General features: G+C 69.8%; 17 protein-coding genes. 8 read left to right on the top strand and 9 right to left on the bottom strand.

Annotation, left to right across the window (positions count from 1 at the left end; translation table 11 throughout):
- The first annotated feature begins 219 nt into the window (after positions 1-219).
- The 4 genes from R2J76_RS11025 to R2J76_RS11010 are packed head-to-tail and all read left to right on the top strand — an operon-like array spanning position 220 to position 2,901.
- Complete coding sequence (locus tag R2J76_RS11025; RefSeq protein WP_316411639.1) at positions 220-750, top strand: GNAT family N-acetyltransferase; 531 nt, start codon at positions 220-222, stop codon at positions 748-750.
- Between the two features lie 11 nt (positions 751-761).
- Positions 762-1,694 (top strand): arginase family protein, encoded by a 933-nt coding sequence (locus R2J76_RS11020; protein WP_316411638.1) that lies wholly within the window; start codon positions 762-764, stop codon positions 1,692-1,694.
- Positions 1,695-1,705: 11 nt separating this feature from the next.
- A complete protein-coding gene (locus R2J76_RS11015; protein WP_316411637.1) occupies positions 1,706-2,179 on the top strand; it encodes a hypothetical protein in 474 nt (157 codons plus the stop codon).
- On the top strand, positions 2,176-2,901 hold the full coding sequence (locus R2J76_RS11010; RefSeq protein WP_316411636.1) for a lysophospholipid acyltransferase family protein: 726 nt from the start codon (positions 2,176-2,178) through the stop codon (positions 2,899-2,901). Before R2J76_RS11015 ends, R2J76_RS11010 begins: the two co-directional genes overlap by 4 nt.
- Positions 2,902-2,911: 10 nt before the next feature.
- Here the strand turns inward: R2J76_RS11010 and R2J76_RS11005 are convergent, their stop codons facing one another.
- The 5 genes from R2J76_RS11005 to R2J76_RS10985 form a co-directional block, all read right to left on the bottom strand.
- Positions 2,912-3,526, bottom strand: coding sequence for a hypothetical protein (locus tag R2J76_RS11005; protein ID WP_316411635.1), 615 nt, complete (start codon positions 3,524-3,526; stop codon positions 2,912-2,914).
- 223 nt (positions 3,527-3,749) lie between these two features.
- Positions 3,750-6,641 carry a serine/threonine-protein kinase gene (locus R2J76_RS11000; protein WP_316411634.1) on the bottom strand — a complete coding sequence of 964 codons (2,892 nt, stop codon included), beginning with the start codon at positions 6,639-6,641 and terminating at the stop codon, positions 3,750-3,752.
- 674 nt (positions 6,642-7,315) lie between these two features.
- A complete protein-coding gene (locus R2J76_RS10995; protein ID WP_316411633.1) occupies positions 7,316-7,825 on the bottom strand; it encodes a hypothetical protein in 510 nt (169 codons plus the stop codon).
- An 11-nt stretch (positions 7,826-7,836) separates the two neighbouring features.
- Positions 7,837-8,139, bottom strand: a complete 303-nt coding sequence (locus tag R2J76_RS10990) for a hypothetical protein (protein ID WP_306600657.1) — start codon at positions 8,137-8,139, stop codon at positions 7,837-7,839.
- Between the two features lie 82 nt (positions 8,140-8,221).
- Complete coding sequence (locus R2J76_RS10985; RefSeq protein ID WP_316411632.1) at positions 8,222-9,787, bottom strand: peptide chain release factor 3; 1,566 nt, start codon at positions 9,785-9,787, stop codon at positions 8,222-8,224.
- 135 nt (positions 9,788-9,922) lie between these two features.
- On the opposite strand from R2J76_RS10985, the gene R2J76_RS10980 reads away from it, so the two are divergent.
- The gene (locus R2J76_RS10980) at positions 9,923-10,381 is read left to right on the top strand and encodes a GNAT family N-acetyltransferase (protein WP_316411631.1); all 459 of its coding nucleotides are present in this window, start codon (positions 9,923-9,925) and stop codon (positions 10,379-10,381) included.
- 335 nt (positions 10,382-10,716) lie between these two features.
- Here R2J76_RS10980 and R2J76_RS10975 read toward each other — a convergent pair whose 3' ends face one another.
- Complete coding sequence (locus tag R2J76_RS10975; protein WP_316411630.1) at positions 10,717-12,357, bottom strand: NAD(P)/FAD-dependent oxidoreductase; 1,641 nt, start codon at positions 12,355-12,357, stop codon at positions 10,717-10,719.
- 107 nt (positions 12,358-12,464) lie between these two features.
- Between R2J76_RS10975 and R2J76_RS10970 the strand changes: the two genes are divergently transcribed.
- Together R2J76_RS10970 and R2J76_RS10965 are read left to right on the top strand one after the other, a co-directional pair.
- A complete protein-coding gene (locus tag R2J76_RS10970) occupies positions 12,465-13,532 on the top strand; it encodes a quinone-dependent dihydroorotate dehydrogenase (RefSeq protein WP_316411629.1) in 1,068 nt (355 codons plus the stop codon).
- 13 nt (positions 13,533-13,545) lie between these two features.
- Complete coding sequence (locus R2J76_RS10965) at positions 13,546-14,559, top strand: zinc-dependent alcohol dehydrogenase family protein (RefSeq protein WP_316411628.1); 1,014 nt, start codon at positions 13,546-13,548, stop codon at positions 14,557-14,559.
- Positions 14,560-14,562: 3 nt separating this feature from the next.
- On the opposite strand, the gene R2J76_RS10960 is transcribed toward R2J76_RS10965, so the two are convergent.
- Both R2J76_RS10960 and R2J76_RS10955 read right to left on the bottom strand, forming a co-directional pair.
- A complete protein-coding gene (locus tag R2J76_RS10960; RefSeq protein ID WP_316411627.1) occupies positions 14,563-15,618 on the bottom strand; it encodes a PilZ domain-containing protein in 1,056 nt (351 codons plus the stop codon).
- Positions 15,619-15,730: 112 nt separating this feature from the next.
- The gene (locus tag R2J76_RS10955; RefSeq protein ID WP_316411626.1) at positions 15,731-17,302 is read right to left on the bottom strand and encodes a peptide MFS transporter; all 1,572 of its coding nucleotides are present in this window, start codon (positions 17,300-17,302) and stop codon (positions 15,731-15,733) included.
- Positions 17,303-17,427: 125 nt separating this feature from the next.
- Here R2J76_RS10955 and R2J76_RS10950 point away from each other — a divergent pair, with 125 nt between their 5' ends.
- Complete coding sequence (locus R2J76_RS10950) at positions 17,428-17,922, top strand: DinB family protein (protein ID WP_316411625.1); 495 nt, start codon at positions 17,428-17,430, stop codon at positions 17,920-17,922.
- Between the two features lie 15 nt (positions 17,923-17,937).
- Here the strand turns inward: R2J76_RS10950 and R2J76_RS10945 are convergent, their stop codons facing one another.
- Complete coding sequence (locus tag R2J76_RS10945) at positions 17,938-18,339, bottom strand: bacteriohemerythrin (RefSeq protein WP_316411624.1); 402 nt, start codon at positions 18,337-18,339, stop codon at positions 17,938-17,940.
- Between the last annotated feature and the right edge of the window lie 522 nt (positions 18,340-18,861).

The following is an 18,861-nucleotide window of genomic DNA, read 5'->3' as shown; positions in this document are numbered from 1 at the left end:
CGATCATCGAAGCCGGAGCGTGCCAACACTTCCGCCTAACCTCTAGACGTGAGTCCTCCGCTGACGCAGCTTGCCTGCGTCAGCGAATCCCTGACGCAGGGTTGGGACACATGCCTCCCCCGGCGTTAACAGGAATTTGGCAGGAATGATCCGGTACGTATCACAGGGACCGTCAGGGTGTTACGGACGGAACTCATTCTTGGTGCAGGAGGTGATCCGATGGCGATCCCGCTCATGGAGAATACGCAGCCGCGCTACGAGATCCGGCCCATGACGCCGGAGGACTTCCCGAACCTGCGCCGCCTTGAGCGCGAGATCTGGGAGCAGGACGAGGTGGGCGAGCTGTGCCCCTACTACCAGAGGCTCTGCACGGACTTCTTCGCCCCGTGGTGCTTCATCGCCCTGGACGGGGACCGGCCCGTGGGGTATGTGCTGAACTTCCCCAACGGCAAGGACGTGTACTGCGCGACCCTGGCGGTGCACCCGGACTACCGCAAGACCCGCGTGAACTACCTGCTCATCCGCGCCATGGTGAAGAAGCTCCTGGCCGAGGACATGGAATCCTGCCGCTTCCTGGTGGAGCCGGAGAACCACGACGCCCGGTCCATCCACGCGTCCCTGGGCGCGCGGGTGGTGGCCGAGGCCCGGGACTACTACCGCGAGGGCGATGTGCGGCTCTGGTCGGTCATCGAGAAGCAGGACATCGACCGCCTCCGGGCCCGGTACTCCCGCCTCAAGCTGGTTTCCTGAGCGGAGCGCGCGTGAATCCGGAAGCGATGCTCATGTCCCTGCGCACGGGCCTGACCCCTTTCCTGGGCCTGCCCCTCCAGCTCACCCCCGCCCCGGTGCCGGGCGTCGTGCTGGGGGCCCCCTTCGACGGCGGCGTGCTGAACCGGCCCGGGGCGCGCCTCGGGCCCTGGGCGCTGCGGGCCGCCACCCTGGGCCTGGGGCGCGCGGCCATGCCCTTCCGCCTCCAGGGCCACGACCTGGGGGGGCGCACCCTGGCGGCCCTGGACTGGGTGGACGGGGGCAACATCCCCACGCGGCCCTTCAGCATCACCGAAGCCCTGGGGGCCGTGGAACAGACGGTGCACGGGTGGCTCGAACAGGGGGCCCGGACCCTCCTCCTGGGCGGCGACCACCTCATGACCCTGGGCGCCCTGCGCGCCCACGCCCGCAAGTACGGGCCCCTGGGCCTCCTGCACCTGGACGCCCATCCCGACGCCGGCAGCGGCGAGGCCTGGGGCACGGAGCACCACCACGGCACCTGGCTGAAGAGCGCCATCCAGGAGGGCCTGGTGGACCCCCGGCACACGGTGCAGCTGGGGGTGCGCGCCCCCCGCTTCGACAGCGAGGAGATCGTCTTCCTCCTGAACGCGGGGGTGCGCATGTGGACCCCCATGGACCTCAAGGACCCGCGCCTCCTCTCCCAGCTCCAGGGCGACATCGCCCGGGTGGGCCAGATCCCGGCCTACGTCACCGTGGACCTGGACGTGTTGGACCCCGCCTTCTGCCCCGCCGTGGCCGAGCCCGTCCCCGGCGGCCTTTCGGTGCTGGACGTCTTCACCCTGCTGGCCTGCCTCCGGAACGTGGCCTGGGTGGGCGCCGACATCATGGAACTGGCCCCCACCCTCCCCGGCGCGGAGGACAGCGCCCGGGTGGCGGCCCACATTGCCCTTCAATTGCTCAGCTAGAGGAGACGGACATGTGGCTTTCACTGCTGGAACGCCAGGGCACCCGGGTGGGCTGGGACGAGCTCGTGACCGGCCATGATTTCGGCCTCCTGACCCGGGAGGAGATCCAGGACTGGCTCCTGGCCCACGGCCCCCTGGGCCCCCTGGGCCTGGCGGCTCTGGAGGCCGGGGACCGCTTCGAGGCCGCCCTGTGGGAGGCCAGCCGGGAGGCCACGGGCAAGGTCCCGCGCCCCGGCGGGCGGCGCTGGGCCGCGGCCCAGGACCGGTGGCGCCTGGCCCTGCTGAAGGACGCCATGGACGCCCCCCTCGGCGCCGAGGCCCTCGCCCTGGCGGTGGAGGCCATCTACGAGAAGGTGGGCTGCCCCGAGGACATGCTGGGCCTCTGGAAGCGCGGCTGCCCCTGGGAAAGGAAGGTCCCCGTGGCCGACCGGAGCGCCATCGAGCGGTTCATGCAGGACCGCAACGGCGTCGGGATCCCTTCGTGAGGCACCCCGCGCCCGCGCTGCGCCTCCTGGCCGCCCTGGGAGGCTCGGCCCTCGCCAGCGCCACCATGGGCTGGCGCAGGCGCCCCCAGTGGGTCCTCCACCGCTGGGCCCGGCGCATCCTGCACCGCCTGGGGGTGGAGGCCCGGCTGGCCTCGCCCGTGCCCGAAGGCGGGCAGCTCTGGGTCTCCAACCACCTCAGCTGGCTGGACCCCGTGGTGTTCCTCAGCCTGCGCCCCAGCGGAGCCCTGGCCAAGGCGGAAGTGGCCGCCTACCCCCTCATCGGCACCGGGGCCCGCAAGGCCGGCCTGCGCTTCGTGGTGCGGGACGATCCCTTCAGCCGCGCCGCCGCCCTGAAGACCCTGCGCCGGGACCTGCGGGGCGGCCTGCCCTTCCTCCTCTTCCCCGAAGGCACCACCACCACCGGGGAGGCCCTGGCTCCCCTGCGGGAAGGGGGCATCCGCATGGCCTATCGCCTGGGCATTCCGGTGCTCCCCTTCCACCTGGGCGGGGCGGACGCCCAGTATCCCTGGGTGGGGGACGCCAGCCTCCTGCCCCACCTCCGGGGCCTGGCCCGGGCCCGCCGCACGCGGGTTTCCGTGTACCCGGGCCCCGTGCTGGATCCGGCCGCCTTTCCCGACGAGGCCCGGTTCGTGGCGGCCATCCGGAGCCACCTGACCCGCCCCCCGGAGGGGGCGGTCATCAATCCGGAGAAAGGCTCCTAGGCTCGGCCCCTCAGAAGGTGTACCCGGCCACCACGGAAAGGGAGGGCATGGTGTACCGGAACGTCCCGGTCTGGCCCTTGACGTCGATGTCCTTGTTGAAGGTGGAAGCCCGGTACACCAGCTCCATGCTCCATCGGGGCGAGAACTGGTATCCGGCGTAGAAGCCGTAGCCCAGGCCGCCGGAGTTGTACGAGGTGTTGTTCGTGCCGCCCGAGGCCACCGGCAGGGAGAGATCCACCCGGTTGGAGGCGTACGAGAGGCCGGTTCCGAAGTAGGCCCCGCGCGCCGGGCTGCCTTCCAGGTACCAGAGGTAGTCCGCGCCCAGGCCGGTGGTGGCGGCCGTGATCTGGACGCCGTCGGCATTGGTCAAGGTCCCGAAGGGGGAGTTGAGGTACTTCGGGGTGCCCTTGGCGCTGGTGCCTTCCAGCCGCGCCCGGACCATGCTGCCGGCGCCCAGGTCCCAGCGGCCGAAAAAGACCAGCTGGGCACCGACGGAACGGTTGGCCAGGTCCCGCATATCCCCCAGGGGAAACGCGGGACCGAGCTGGATACCCCCGGTGAAATCGGCCGCCGCCAGGGAAGCGGCGGAAACCAGGAACAGCGTTGAAAGAGCTAGGCGTTTCATCGAAGATCTCCTCAATCGGCGGGGGTGAACGGAACGGGACCGCCTGACGCCTTACAGATTAATTAATAAATTATTTCCGTCAACCTCGAATCCACCTGGATTCCCAGTCAAGCAGGCCGATATGACTTAGGCGCGCGAAGGATTTCAATTGATTCTTTATTTAATGCCGGAACCAGGGCGGGCCTCGCCCGCGGGCGGTGGGATCCGGCCGACCGTCCATTGGTCAGTTAATGGAACCGAGGTCCTTCAGGGGCTTGAGTTGGGGATCCATGCGCGCCACCCCCGCCAGGAGCTTCCGGGCCGCGGCCCGCAGCGCCGGGGCCCGGGCCGGCAGGTATTCGGCGGCCAGCAGCTGCCCCCGGGCCAGGGCCAGTTCCGTTTCCCAGCTGGGGATGAGGTTCAGGGTCCGGGCCTGCTCCAGTTTCGCCAGGGCCAGGGTGAGGGCCGCTTCCGGAGATGCGTGCTGGGACGCGAGCCACTGGGCCTCCACCAGGCCCAGGAGCCCCGCCTGGAGGGGATTGTCGTAGAACCTGGGATCCTGGGCCTCCCCCTTCTGGGTGGCGGCCAGCCCCTCCCGCAGGGTGGCCATGGGGTTCCGGCCCGCCCTCCGCTCGGCCTCGGCCATGGCCCGCGCCGCCAGGGCGAAGGTTCCGTAGCCCAGGGTGGACTTGGGGTCCAGGACGATGCCGCGGCGGGCGTAGTCCAGGGCCCGGGCCAGGGTCGAGGCCGCGGGCCGGCCGGATTCCAGATCCCACTGCCCTCGCCGGGCGGTGTAGTAGGCCAGGTTGTTCATGAGGGCCTGGTCCCGGGCATTGATGGCCAGGGCCTTCTCGAAGGCGTCGTTGGCCCGCTGGAACCAGGGGCCGGGGTCCAGGCCGTGGTCCAGGAGGTACTCGGCCTCGGCTCCCGCCAGGCCGCCCACCCAGTCGTGATTGCTGGCCAGGCCCGGCTGGAGCTTGACCAGACGCTCGCCCAGGGCCAGGCCCTCCTCCACCACGGCCCGGGGATCCCTGCCCCTGCGGCGGTCCGTGTCGGCGGCCACGAAGCACAGGAGGATATGGCCGCGCAGGGCCGCGGTGTTCCCGGGCTCCAATTGCGCCGCGCGCCGGAAGTGATCGGCGGCTTCGGCGATCCAGGGATCCGGAAGGCCCCCGTGGTACCGGATGTACTCGGCGTTGGACCGCTGGAGGTTCGCCATCACGAGCAGCGGGCCCGCGCCCGGATCGGTCAGCGCCGCCTTCCGCCCGGCCTCCAGGGCCTTCCCGTTGGCTTCCATGGGCGATTGGCCCCGGTGCCGCAGCTCCTCCGCCCAGGTGCTCCAGACCTGCGCCAGCACCAGTTGGGTGTCCGAAGCGCCGGGGTCGCACACCAGGGCCTGGTCCACCCGGCCCAGGGCCTCGTCCAGGCGGGCCCGGTCCATGGCGCCGTTGCGCTGGAAGGAGAGGCGCAGGGCCAGCATGCACCGGCGGGCCTCGGCGAGGTAGAGCCCCGGCTGGCTGCGCGCGATGGTCAGGGCGGTGCGGAAGGCCTGGGCGGCCCGGTCCGCGGCCTCCGCCGCGTCCTGGGCCAGCCCCTGCTGGAAGGCCTGCTCCGCCTCGTCCAGGGCGGCGTCGCCCATGAGCTTGTGCGCCTCGAAGAGGGCGGGATCGGCCGCCAGGGCTTCGCGGGCCAGCCGCGCGGCATCCCCGTCCCGCCCTTCGTAGTAGGCGAGCAGGCCCTTGAGGTAGGGTTCGTCCCCGGCCAGGCGGATGAAGTCCAGGGCCGGGTTCCGGTAGTTCCGTTCCAGCTCCTGGCGGATGGCTGTGCGGGCATCCCCGATGGGTTCCCGTTCGGCCTCCTCCAGCCCCCGCCGGTACAGTTCGCCCAGGGCGTAACCCAGGGCCTGGGCCACCTGGGGCCCCCGGGCCCCCAGTTCCCACGCCCTCATGAGTTGCCGGCGGGCCTCCTGGTACTCGCCCAGCACCAGGTGTCCCCGCCCCAGGGCGTAGGCCCCCGGGGCATCCGCCAGCCCCGGCTGGGCGGCCATCTCCGCCCGGATGGCCGCCATGGCCTGCCGCACCCGGGCCTGGTCCCGCTGGAGGTCATGGCAGGGAAGGAGGTGGGCCAGCCGGAGGGACCATTCCAGATCCTTCACCTGCTCCCCGAAGCGCCGGGCCAGCTCCGCCTGGGCCCGGGCCCGCAGGTTGGTGCGCACCGTGAGCACCGTCGCCGTTGTGCCCAGCAGGGTCGCCAGGGCCAGCACCAGGGTGGTCGCCTTGTGCTTGCGGGCCTTCTTCCCCACCAGGTAGAAGAGGGAGGGCGGACGGGCCTGGATGGGCTCCCCGGCGCTGAAGCGCTCCAGGTCCTCGGCCAGCAACCGGGCGCTGGCGTAGCGCCGGTCCGGTTCCTTCTCCAGGCATTTGTGCACGATGACGGCCAGGTCCGGCGGCAGGTCCGGGACCAGCGCGAGCAGGTCGGGGACCTCGGTCCCCGAAAGGGCCACCAGGGTCTGGGCGGCGTTGGGTTCCCGGAAGGGCGGACGGTTCGCCAGGAGGAAGTAGAAGGTGGCGCCCAGGGCGTACACGTCGGCCCGGGCATCGATGCGTCCGGTGGCGCCCAGGGCCTGTTCGGGCGCCATGTAGGCCGGCGTGCCCAGCACCTGTTCGTCCACCGTGAGGGAACTGCCCGCCTCCTCCCGGGCCAGGCCGAAGTCCATGAGGAAGGGCGTGACCCCTTCGGCCCGGTCCTCCAGCATGATATTGGAGGGCTTGATATCCCGGTGGATGAGGCCGGCCTGGTGGGCCGCCTCCAGCGCTCCGGCGGCCAGGGTGATGATGCGGACCTTGTCCGCCAGCCCCAGCCCCGGCCGGCGCTGGGCCAGGTTGCCCCCTTCCACGTACTGCATGGCGATGAAGGGAACGCCCTCCAGGTTGCCCACTTCGTAGACCTTGCAGATGTTCGGGTGATCCACCCGGGCCTGGGCGCGGGCCTCCTGCTCGAAGCGTGCGAGCAATTGGGGATCCTGGTTCCGGACGAGCTTCAGGGCCACGATGCGGTGGAGGGAGGGGTCGTAGGCCTGGTACACCCGTCCCATCCCCCCTTCGCCCACCAGGGGCCCCAGGACGAAGCGCCCCACCTGCCGCCCCGGCTGGTGCGGGGCCTGCCCCAGCCATTCCGGCAGCGTCAGGGGCCGTTCCCCCCCCGCCTCCAGCCGCGTGGCATCCTCCTCCCCCGATGCCCCCCCCGTCCAGGCCAGGGTCGGTTCAAGCCCCGGCTCCGTCCCAATCTTATCCCCCCCCGTACCTTCCATTCCCCCAGTCTACCAAGCCCCCCGCCCGCGCGGCGTACGGGGCCTCGGGGGGGTGGGCTGGTTTTTGGGGCGGGTCCCTCCATTTCGCCCCGTTCGCTGACGCAGACAAGCTGCGTCAGCGGAAAGCCCACGGAGGGGGGGATCGGTGGGTGTTGGCACGCCTCGGCTTCGATGGGGGGGACCCGGTGGAGAGACTGCGGCTCTCCGGGGGGGCCTATGCCCGATCGAATCGCTTCGAGTGGTTCCGGTCGGCCTACGGATCGCGCCGACGCTAGCATCCAACGTCGGCGCTCTTCCGGACCGACCCGGCACCACTCGCAGCGTGTCCTCGGAGCCCTAGGCCATTCCGGGCGGCCCCGCGCCCCCCTGTCCACGCGGCCCCCTCGAAGCCGGAGCGTGCAAACACCCACCGATCCCCCATGCCCGTGAGCTTTCCGTTGACGCAGCTTGCCTGCGTCAACGAACGGGGCGCAATGGGGGAACCCGCACCCCCCCCCCGCCTAGTCCACCGCGAAGGACCCCAGGAAGGTCGTAAGGTTTGGATCGTCCGCGCGGTCCACGGTGGCCTGGGCGTGGTGGAGGCGGCCGCGCTTGAGGACGACGATGCCTTCCACCCAGGACTTGGCGCCGGTGCGGATGCGGTAGCTGAAGCCGGGGCCCCGGGCGGGGGGCAGATCGGTGCGCTCCAGGGTTCCGCCCAGGCGCTTGGCCAGGAAACCCTGGAACGTGGCCAGGGCGGCGGGGGTCGTGTCCCCGCCCCGGGTGCCGGGGGGGAGGTTGCCCACGTCCACCCGGTAGTTCAGGTCCATGCGGCCGGGCGGCGTGTAGGCGAAGCTGTACCACAGGATGGGGCCGAAGGGCGTGTCCTCCGGGTACTGGGCCTGCCGGGGCTCGCCGGGGAAGGTGGCGCGCACCTGGAGATTGGGCTGGTCGAAGGCGTACGGCTTGTCCCGCACGCAGCCCAGCACCAGGACCGCGCACACCGGGGGCAGGACCTTGCGGAGGTTCATCCTCCCGGCCCTCAGCGGCTGTAGCGCCGGAGCATGCGCATGTTCCGGCGGTAGGCGGCGCCCCGGGTGAAATTGATGGCCACGGGCTTGGGGAAGCGGGTGATGGAGCTGGCGAGGCTGATGAAGGTGCGCACGGTCTGGGCGGCCACGCGTCCCTGGCGGGCGGCGTTGTCGTAGTAGACCATCAAGGCGCTCCGCATGATGGACTTGGGGAGGTTGAAGAGGCCGTAGGATTCCAGGACATCGTGGTTGATGCGGCGGGTGCCGTCGTTCTCGGTGACGATCAGGTCTTCCGGCTTGATCTCCTGTCGCATCGGTGGTTCTCCTACCCTGGTATCGGCTGGGCCTGGGTCCAACCTAAGCGTAATTCGGCCGAGCTTCAACAGGAATTAATACCTACTGGGGATGGTCCAGGAAGGTCAGGTCCGGGTTCTTCTCCTGGGTCGTGCGGCGCTGCCAGTCGTTCTCGAAGAGGATGGCGGGGTTGCCCTCGGAATCCTCCACCAGCTCCCCCCAGAACCGGCTGGGTTCGGGCCAGCCCCCCTGGAGCCACCGGGCCATCTGGAACCCGCGGGGCTCCATGATCACCGGGCAGGCGTACTCGGTCTTGAGGCGATGCTGGAGCACATCGAACTGCAGGCGGCCCACGGCCCCCAGGATGGGCAGGGGCGCGCCGCCCCTGGGCCAGAAGACCTGCACCACGCCCTCCTCGGCGATCTGCTGGACGCCCTTGAGGAAGCCCTTGCGGGCCCCGGGATCCGCCAGGCGCACGGAGACGAACTGCTCGGGGGAGAAGCGCGGCACGGCGTGGAATTCCAGGGGGCCCGCGGCGCTGAGCACGTCCCCGATGCGGAACATGCCGGGGTTGATCAGGCCCAGGATATCGCCGGGGAAGGCCTCGTCCACGATGACCCGGTCCCGGCCGAAGAACATGTGGGGGTAGTTGAGCTTGATGCTCTTGGCGCCGCGCACGTGGAGGGCGTCCATGCCCCGCTCGAAGCGGCCCGAGACGATGCGCGCGAAGGCCACCCGGTCCCGGTGGGCCTTGTTCATGTTGGCCTGCACCTTGAAGACGAAGGCCGTGAAGGGGGCGTCCACCGCCACCTCGCCGCCGTCCTTGAGGGGCCGGGAATGGGGGGCGGGGGCCATGGCCAGGAACTCCTCCAGGAATTCCGCCACGCCGAAATTGTTCAGGGCGCTGCCGAAAAAGAGGGGGGATTGGCGTCCCGCCAGGAATTCCTCCAGATCGAAGGGGGGCAGCACGTGGTCCATGAGTTCCACGTCGTCCCGCAGCTGCTGCAGCTCCGCGGGGGTGAGCAGGGCCTTGATCTCGGGGTCGTCCAGGCCCCCTTCCCCGGCCACCCGGGCCTTGCGCCCGGCCTTGGTGCGCTCGAACACCTGGATCTGGCCCGTGGCGCGCACGTAGACGCCCTTGAAGTCCGTGCCCGACCCGATGGGCCAGGTCATGGGCACGGCGTGCAGCCCGAAGAGCTCCTCCACCTCGTCGATGAGTTCCACCGGTTCCCGGCCGGGCCGGTCCAGCTTGTTCACGAAGGTGAAGATGGGCAGGGCCCGCTCCCGGGCCACCCGGAAGAGCTTCTTGGTCTGCTCCTCCACGCCCTTGGCGCAGTCCAGGAGCATCACCACGCTGTCGGCGGCCGTGAGGGCCCGGTAGGTGTCCTCGCTGAAGTCCTGGTGGCCCGGGGTGTCCAGGAGGTTGATGACGTGGTCCTGGTACTCGAACTGCATGGCCGCCGAGGTGACCGAGATGCCGCGCTCCTGCTCGATCTCCATCCAGTCGCTCTGGGCATGGCCCGCCCCTTCTCGGCCCTTGACGCTGCCGGCGCGGTCGATGGCGCCGCTGTACAGGAGCAGCTTCTCCGTGAGGGTTGTCTTGCCCGCGTCCGGGTGGCTGATGATGGCGAAAGTGCGCCGGCGCTGGATTTCTTCGTTCAGTTGCATGGGTTCCGTCACAAAAAGGGAGCGGCGCCGGGTTGGCGGCCACCGCTCCCCTTCATTCTAACCGGGATGGAGAGCTCCTTGCGGCGGCGAAAGGTATTTGCCAAGATCTAGGTTCACCAGCATTTAGAGGTTCCCATGGAAATCCGGCGCGCCGTGAAGGCGGATCAGGCATCCTTGACGTCCCTGGCCTCCGGCTTCCGGGACCACCTGGGCCGCAGCGCCCCCACGGACGCCCAGTTCGCCGGGAGCATCGAGCGCCTCCTGGCCTCCCCGGACGCGGAGTTCGCCTTGGCCACCGATGGCAGCGTCCCCCTGGGCTACGTCCTGTTGCGGTACCGCCACTCCATGTGGGCCTGCGGCACGGAGGCCACTCTGGAGGATCTGTATGTGGACCCCGCCGCCCGCAAGGCCGGCACCGGCCGGGCCCTGGTGGAATTCGCATTGGGCCTGGCCCGGGCCCGTTCCTGTACTACCGTGTGCCTGGACACCAACGAGAACAACGCCGCCTCTCTGGCCATCTACCGCAGCCTGGGCTTCAACGCATTTTCGAAAAGATGGGATGGAAGGCAGATCTTCCACAGGCTCGCGCTGTAGACCGGCCTTCCGCCCCGCCTTGCCTCCGTCCCGGCCTATCACCTGGGAGCCAGAGGGTGATCCCCTCTTTCATCCCCTTCATCCTGTTAATCCTTTATTCATCCCTGTTCCCGCAGGGCCAAAGCAGGGATGGGTCGGCGCATGCAGATCAACTGCGCGCCGCCCCACTCCATCACTGGCCCTGCGGAAACAGGGATAAAAACTGGATGAACAGGATGAAGGGGATCACCCGTTGAAATTAGTCCGTCCCCGGCCTAGGAGCCTGACTTTACGTTTCATCGGTCAGCAATCCCCTGGCATCGCTAGTTATAGCCAGGTTGGGTCGGATCCTTAAGCTAGTATTCGGTCGCGTAGTCCCCGGCCTTCACGTTGCGCTGGAAGGGCAGGAAGGGCGCCGCCCCGCAGGTCTGGGCGATCCATTCGGCCACCCGGATGCCGTCCACGGCGGCGGAGGTGATGCCTCCCGCGAAGCCGGCGCCCTCGCCGCAGGGGTAGAGGCCGCGGTGGCTCACGCTCTGGCCGTCCTCGCCCCGGATCATCTGCACGGGGCTGCTGGTGCGGCTCTCGATGGCCAGGAGGAGGGCCTGGCGGCTGGCGAAGCCGTGGATCTTCCGGTCGAAGTCGGGGATGGCGCCCCGCAGCTGCTCCTGGACGAAGTCCGGCAGGCAGGTGCCCACGTCGGCGGGGACGGCGAAGGGACGGAAGCTGGTGGCGGGGAGGTTCCCGGAGGCCCGGCCCCGGAGGAAGTCCTGGACGCTGGTGGCCGGGGCCCCGTAGGTTTCGCCCGCGGCGCGGAAGGCGGCCTGCTCCCATTTCCTCTGGAAGTACATGCCGGCCAGCAGGTGGTCCGAGCCGAAATCGGCGGTGTTCACCTTGGCCACCAGGCCCGAATTGGCGAAGCCCGAATCGCGCCGGGCGTTGCTCATGCCGTTGACCACCACGCCGCCGGGTTCCGAGGCGCACTGGATCACCTCGCCGCCGGGGCACATGCAGAACGAGTACGCGGCCCGGGCGGGGCCGAAGTTGCAGACGACCTTGTAGTCGGCGGGGGCGAGGCTCGGGTGGCCCTTGGAGGGGCCGTACTGGGACTGGTCGATGAGCGCCTGGGGGTGCTCGATGCGCACCCCCATGGCGAAGGCCTTCTGGCGCATGGCCACGCCGTGGCCGTGGAGCATCTCGAAGGTGTCCCGGGCGCTGTGGCCGGGGGCCAGGACGATGGCCTCGCAGGCGATCTCCTCGCCGGTGTCCAGCACGGCCGCGGCCACGGCCCCGTCCCGGAAGCGGATGTCGGCCAGGCGCGCCCGGAACCGGTACCGGGCCCCCCGGGCCTCGGCCTCTTTCCGGATGAGCACGGAGCACTTGCGGATGACGTCGGTGCCCACGTGGGGCCTGGCCAGGTAGAGCACCTTGGGATCGGCCCCGAACTTCACGAAGGTCTCGATGACGAAGCGGATGGCGGGGTGGCCGATGCGGGTGGTGAGCTTGCCGTCGGAGAAGGTGCCGGCGCCGCCCTCCCCGAACTGCGCGTTGGCGCCGGGATCCAGCACGGCCTCGTTCCAGAGCCCGGCCACCGCCCGCACCCGCTCGGACATGGGCGCGCCGCGCTCGAGCACCACGGGCTCGATGCCGTAGTCCAGGAGCCGCAGGGCGCAGAAGGTGCCGGCGGGGCCGCTGCCCACCACCACGACCCGGGGCTTGCGCGCCACGGGGGGCACCGCCCAGGCCACGGGCCGGGGCGCGGTGTCCAGCTGGGCCCCCTTGGGCAGGGGCAGGTCCGCGATGTCCCGGTCCGTGTCGAAGGCCAGGGTGGCCAGGAAGCGGATGGAGCCCTTGTGGCGCGCGTCCAGGCTCAGGCGCTCCAGCACGGGATCCCGGAAGTCCGCGGCCCGGCCCCCGAGGAGGGCGGCCAGGGTGTCCGGGAGGGGCTTCTTCTCCTCGCCGAGCGCCAGGGGGAGGTTCGAGATCAGGTATCGCATGGCGCTCCTCGGCGAAGGGATTCATCGGAATCAAGGCCGGAACCAGGATTATACGTTCCGGGGCCCCGGCGGCATAATGGAGTTCCACCCGTTCCCCGGCGAGGCCCATGATCCGCTCCTTCGATCCCTATGCCCTGCTCCGGCCCCTGATCTTCAGGATGAACCCGGAAATGGCCCACCACGCGGCCTTCACCCTGGGCGGCGTCGCCCAGCGGGTGCCCGGCGTCCTGGGGCTCACCCGGTCCCTGTGCGGGCAGCCGGATCCGGGCCTGGCCCGGGAGGTGCTCGGGCTGCGCTTCCCGTCCCCCGTGGGGCTGGCGGCGGGCCTGGACAAGGGGGCCGAACTGCTGCCCCTGTGGAAGGCCCTGGGCTTCGGGTTCGTGGAGATCGGCACCGTGACCCCCCGGCCCCAGGCCGGCAATCCCAAGCCCCGGGTCTTCCGGTTCCCCGAGGAGAACCTCATCCTCAACCGCATGGGCTTCAATTCCGAAGGGGCGGAGGTGGTGGCCCGCCGGCTCAAGCGCCGGCCCGCGGGCCTGGTGGTGGGCGGCAACATCGGCAAGAACAAGGAGACCCCCGAGGAGGAGGCGCTGAAGGACTACGAGGCCGCCTTCCGGGCCATCGCGCCCCTGGTGGACTACGTGGCCCTGAACATCTCCTCCCCCAATACCCCGGGCCTGCGCCGCCTGCAGGCCCCCGAGCAGCTCAAGCCCCTCCTGGAGGGCGTGCTGGCCCTGCGCAAGGACCTGGCGCTGGAACGCCAGCCCCTGCTGGTGAAGCTGGCCCCCGACCTGGACGCCCGGGAACTGGACGCCACCGTGGACGTCATCGTGGCCAGCGGCGTCACCGGCCTCATCGCCACCAACACCACCCTGGACCGGAACATCGTTTCGGAGATGAACCGCGCCAAGGTGGACGCCCTGGGCATGGGCGGGCTGTCCGGCCGCGGCCTCAAGATCAAGGCGCGGGAGATCCACCGCCAGGTGCTGAGCCGCATCCCGCCCCACATCAAGCTCATGGCCTGCGGCGGCATCGGCAGCGGCGAGGACGCGGCCGTGGCCCTGCAGGACGGGGCGGCCCTGGTGCAGATCTACTCGTCGTTGATCTTCGAAGGGCCCATGCTGGTGGGGCGCATGAACCGGGACCTCGCTGAGCGCACGTACTACTCGGGGTGAGAGGAGGACCGCCATGAAGGCCTACGAATATTCCGCGCTGGGACTGGAGAACCTGACCCTGGTGGAGCGGGCCGAGCCCCGGCCGGGCCCCCGGGAGGTGCAGGTGCGCTTCCACGCCGCCAGCCTGAACTACCGGGACCTGCTTTTCGGCCTGGGCTCCTACAACCCCAATCCGCGCCTGCCGGCCATTCCGGGCTCGGACGGGGCCGGGGAGGTCACTGCCGTGGGCGAGGGGGTCACCCGCTGGAAGGTGGGCGACCGGGTGTGCCCCAGCTTCATGCAGGCCTGGGTGGACGGAACCCTGACGCCCGCCCTGCAGCGCTCGGCCCTGGGGGCCGGGGACCGGGACGGCGTCCTGCGGGAATTCGGCGTCTTCTCCGAGGAGGGGCTTTCGGCCATTCCGGAGCACCTGTCCTACGAGGAGGCCGCCACCCTGCCCTGCGCGGCCCTCACCGCCTGGAACGCCCTGGTGGAGGTGGGCGGCATCAAGGCCGGGGACACGATCCTCACCCTGGGCACGGGCGGGGTCTCCCTCTTCGCGCTGCAGTTGGCCAAGCTGCACGGGGCGCGGGTCATCGCCACCTCCAGCAGCGACGCCAAGCTGGAACGGGCCCGGCAGCTGGGGGCCGACGCCACCATCAACTACGCGGCCACCCCGGACTGGGACAAGGAGGTCCTGCGCCTCACGGGAAAGCGCGGCGTGGACCACGTGGTGGAAGTGGGCGGCGCGGGCACCCTGCCCCGTTCCATCAACGCGGCGCGCTTCGGCGGGCTCGTGACGGTCATCGGCGTGCTGGCCCAGGGCGGCGGCCTGGACCCCATGCGGATCCTCATGCGGGGCCTGCGGCTCCAGGGGGTCTTCGTGGGCTCCCGGCGCATGTTCGAGGACATGGCCCGGGCCGTGGCCCTGGCGGGGCTCAGGCCGGTGGTGGACCAGGTCTTCGCCTTCGGGGAGGTGCCGGAGGCCCTGGCCCGGCTGCGCTCGGGCTCCCATTTCGGGAAGATCGTGATCCGTGTGGACGCCTGAGGGTCAGGCCGGGGGGAAATGCTTGCGCAGGATCCCCTGGATGAGCCGGGGCAGCAGGCCCGAGGAGGTGGGGCCCAGGGCGTAGACGCTGACGGCCTTGAGTTCGCTGCCCAGTTCGAAGAGCGCGCCGTTGTCCACGCCGGTGCCCAGGAGCACGAAGGGCACCCGTCCCCCCAGGGCCTCCAGGAGGATGCGGACGCGCTTGCGGTCATCCATGCCCAGGCCCGCCACGTGGAAGAGGACGAGGCCCCGGGGGGAGGCCGCCAGGTCCTTCATGGCCTGGGTGCCGGGGGCCACCCGCTCCAGGGCAGGCAGGTCCTTGAGGATCTCCTTCAGGCGGGCTTCCAGGCCCGCGTCGCCGGAGACCAGGGTCAGCGCGGGCGGGCCTTCCGCGCGCACCGCGGCGCCCTGGCGCTCCTCCTCGGCCTCGCCCCGGCCGCCCTGGAGGATGAGCTCCTCCTCCTGCTTCTGGAAGACCCACCGGGCGAAGGCGTCCAGCAGGGCCCCCTCGGGCCGGGGGCGGAACTCCAGGCCCAGGATCCGGTCCTTGGCGTAGCGGACCTTGGCCTTGGAATTGATGACGATCTCCGGGCTGACGGTGAGGGCGATGTGGACGGTGTCGTCCACCATCACTTCGCCTTCCTCGAAGTCCCGCTGGGCGAAGATGCGCACCCCGCTGGTGCTCAGGTTCACCACGTTGGCCACCAGCAGGTCGTACTTCCGGGAACTGAAGGTGGCCACGAGCCGCCCGACCCGGTCCACCCGGTGGGCGCCGCGGTAGTCGTCCTTGTTCATGACGGTGGGGAGGGCCAGGGCCAGGGACTGGCGGCCCCGGGTCATGCCCACGCCCTTGGCGCGGGTGGGCGCCTCGAAGAACTGGTGTCCGTAGGGGAACCGCATGCGCAGGTCCGGGGAGCGCAGGCCGAAGGTGGCCTCCTCCCGGCTCATGAGCGCCGTGACGTGCACGGCGTCCTGGTCCAGGCGGAGGAAATTGGATTCCAGGCGGAGGTAGGGCGTCACCAGCAGGAGGAGCTCGCCCTTCTCGCAAACATTACGCATTGCCTCACGAATGACGTCAGGATTGCGGATGGTGGAATCGATGGCGTTTTCCATGGGCTCCGTTGTGTTTATCCGATCATAGTGCAGGGATCGGCCGGAGGCACCTGGAATATCAGCTGTGGCCGCCCATCTGCCGGCGGATGATGGGGCTGACCAGGACCCACAGGATCAGGGAGGCCGCCAGGGCCACCGTGGCGCAGAACCCGAAAAGCACCGCCAGGGGGATGGTGCCCATGAGCCCGGCCGCTTTGCCCGCCAGGTACGAGCCCAGGCCCGTGGCGAAGAACCAGGCCCCCATGAGTTGGCTGCTCATGTGCTTGGGGGCCAGCTTGGAAACGTAGCTGAGCCCCACCGGGGACAGGCACAGTTCGCCGATGGTGTGCATGAGGTAGACGCCGCCCAGCCAGCCCATGCCCACCTTGGTGACCTGGCCGGGAACCGCCTGGGCGATGAGGGAGGCGGGCACCAGCAGGTAGAAGCCCAGGGCCGCGAAGAGCAGGGCCAGGGCGAACTTCACGGGGCTGCTGGGCCACTTGCCGGCCCTCCGGGTCCACAGCCAGGCGAAGACCGAGCCCAGGAGCACGATGCCCACGGCGTTCACGGACTGGAACCAGGAGGCGGGGATCTCGAAGCCGAAGACCACCCGCTGGGTGAACTCCTTGGCGAAGAGGTTCAGGCTCGAACCGGCCTGCTGGAACACCGCCCAGAACGTCATGCTGAAGCAGAGCATCATGCCCACCACGCCCAGGCGCTTGAAGTCCTCGGGGGTCAGGCTGGGCGTGGCCACGGCTTCGCCCGTGGCGGTGGTGGCCGCGGCCCGGCCCTGGACGATGCCCTTCCGGAGCAGCCAGGACACGGCCGCCATGGTGCCCACGGAGGCCGCCGCCCCGCCCAGGAGCTGGATGGGCCAGTTGCGGCCGCCGATGACCATCCAGGCCGAGGCCAGGAGCACCAGCAGGAGGATCACCAGGAAGCCCAGGCCGCGGGGTTCGGCCTCCTTCTGGCCCTCGGGCAGGTTCACGTCCACGATGAGGTTGCGGCGCAGGACGAAGTTCACCAGGCCCAGGAGCATGCCGAAGCCGGAGAGCCCGAAGGCCCAGGACCAGCCCGAGGGGGAATGCAGGCCCAGGCGGGTGAGGAAGGCGATGAAGGTCGGCTGCTCGGCCATGTAGCCGCAGAAGATGGGGGCGATCATGGCGCCCAGGTTGATGCCCATGTACTCGAAGGTGAAGGCGCCGTCCCGCCGGGGGTCCTCCTTGGTGTAGAGCCGGCCCACGGAGGCGCTCACATTGGGCTTCAGGAGGCAGGTGCCGATGGAGATGAGCACGAGGCTCGCCACCAGCCCGTTGAGGCTGCGTACCTGCAGCAGGAGCTGGCCCGAGGCGATGAGGAGCCCGCCGAGGACGATGGTTCGCTTGGCGCCCAGGAAGCGGTCCGCGATCTGGCCGCCGGAGAGGGCGAACAGGTAGATGGCCAGCAGGTACCCCCCGAAGATGCCCGCCGCCTGGGGCTTGTCCATGCCCAGGCCGCCCAGGGCCACCGGGGCGGTGAGGTAGAGGATGAGGATCGCCCGCATGCCGTAGTGGCTCCACCGCTCCCAGGCCTCCGTGAAGATGAGGACCCATAGGCCCGCGGGCTGGCCCTTGGGGGGCGCAGGGGCATCCGTGCGAAGGTCTCCGCTCATGGCAAGGCTCCAAGTGATTGTCATCTTCTTTATACCTTCTTTTTATCCAAACCCTTGTCACAACTGCCCCCGGTTGAATTCAGGTATGCTGGCCGGAGCCCAACTGGAATATCCGAGGTGCCCCCATGCCCAGCAGTCTCCTTGACCACCTGAAGGACATGCACGACCACATGGCCTGGGCGGACGCCGTGTGGTTCTCCACCTGGGGACAGTCGGGCTTCCAGGACGACGAGGACCTGCGCCAGCGCGTGCGCCACATGGCCGAGACGGAATCGGCCTTCCTGATGGTGCTGCGGGGGGAGCCTCTGGCCTTCGAGCCCCCCGCGCCCTTGCCCTCGTACGAGGCCCTGCGCGCCCACACCCGGAGCAACCACGAGGCCTTCCGGGCGCTCTTCCGGGACCTGCCGCCCGAGGGCCTGGGCCGGGACCTGGTGATCCCCTGGTTCCCCGGCCCGCCCTGCCACATCACCGTGGACGAGGCCCTCACCCAGGTGGCCATGCACACCCAGCACCACCGGGGCCAGCTCATGACGAAGCTGAAGGCCCTGGGGGGCAAGCCCCTCAACGTGGACTACATCATCTGGGCCTGGAAGAAGCGGCCCGAGGGGAAATGGGCCTGACCCCGACTGGGGCCCTCAGGCCGGGCGGCGCAGGTACTCCGAAAAGCGCCGGTCCGCGTTGCCCAGGTGCTCCGTGAGCCAGTAATTGAAGAAGGCGATGACCTCGGTCAGGAGGCCGGAATCCCCCTCCCGCCACTTGGCGAGCATGTCCTCGATGCGCCGGGAACACTCCCGATGCTGGGCCACGTGCACGGACAGCTCCGGGTAGCCGCAGGCCTCCATGGCCGCCTCCTCCTCCCGGAAGTGCAGTTCCGCGTAGATCATGAGGAAGGTGATGGACCGGTTCACCCCCTCCCGGGGCCGGCCCTCCTGGAGGCGGGTGGCCAGGAGGTTGATGGCCCGGACCATGGCCCTGTGCTGGCCGTCCAGCCGGGTTTCGCCCATTTCCCAGTTCCCCTGCCAGACCATCGGTTCCATGCGCCACTCCGGGATCCCAGATCATCCCAGGAGGTCTGATCTCATTTGAATACGGTAGTTTACCTAGGCTATGTAATCGCACGTGTCCCGGACGTTCGCCCCGGTTCGTTGCTGCGGGCCAAGCCCGCAGCAACGGAAGGCTCTCATCCCATGGTTGGGCCTGTGTTTCACCCATTGGCCCCGGCCCACCTCAGGGCCTCTCTTCGAGTGCTGCGAGGAGGGTATTGGACGGCGCCAACGCTAATTGGCAAAGCGACCTCGTCTCGAACCGGGCCTTGGGCAGGTCTGGGCTCGAGCTGACTTCAATAGATTGTGGGCGGCGCAAACCATTCAGCGTCGGCGCCCACCGGCACCGAGAGGGTCATCGCGAAGCAGACCCACGAACCCTTGGGAGCCGCTCTCCTCGCCTGGGCCTTCCAGGAGAGCCATTTCCTTCCGAAATCCCTTCTGCTCAACGAAGTGAGTTGGGCGGAGCCCAGCCCCGACGTCCCTTCCGCACCCCCCCGTCATCGCCGGCTTGGC

The sequence above is a fragment of the Mesoterricola silvestris genome (assembly GCF_030295405.1).
In the GTDB taxonomy this organism is placed as follows: domain Bacteria; phylum Acidobacteriota; class Holophagae; order Holophagales; family Holophagaceae; genus Mesoterricola; species Mesoterricola silvestris.
This window is presented reverse-complemented; position numbering and strand designations above follow the sequence as displayed.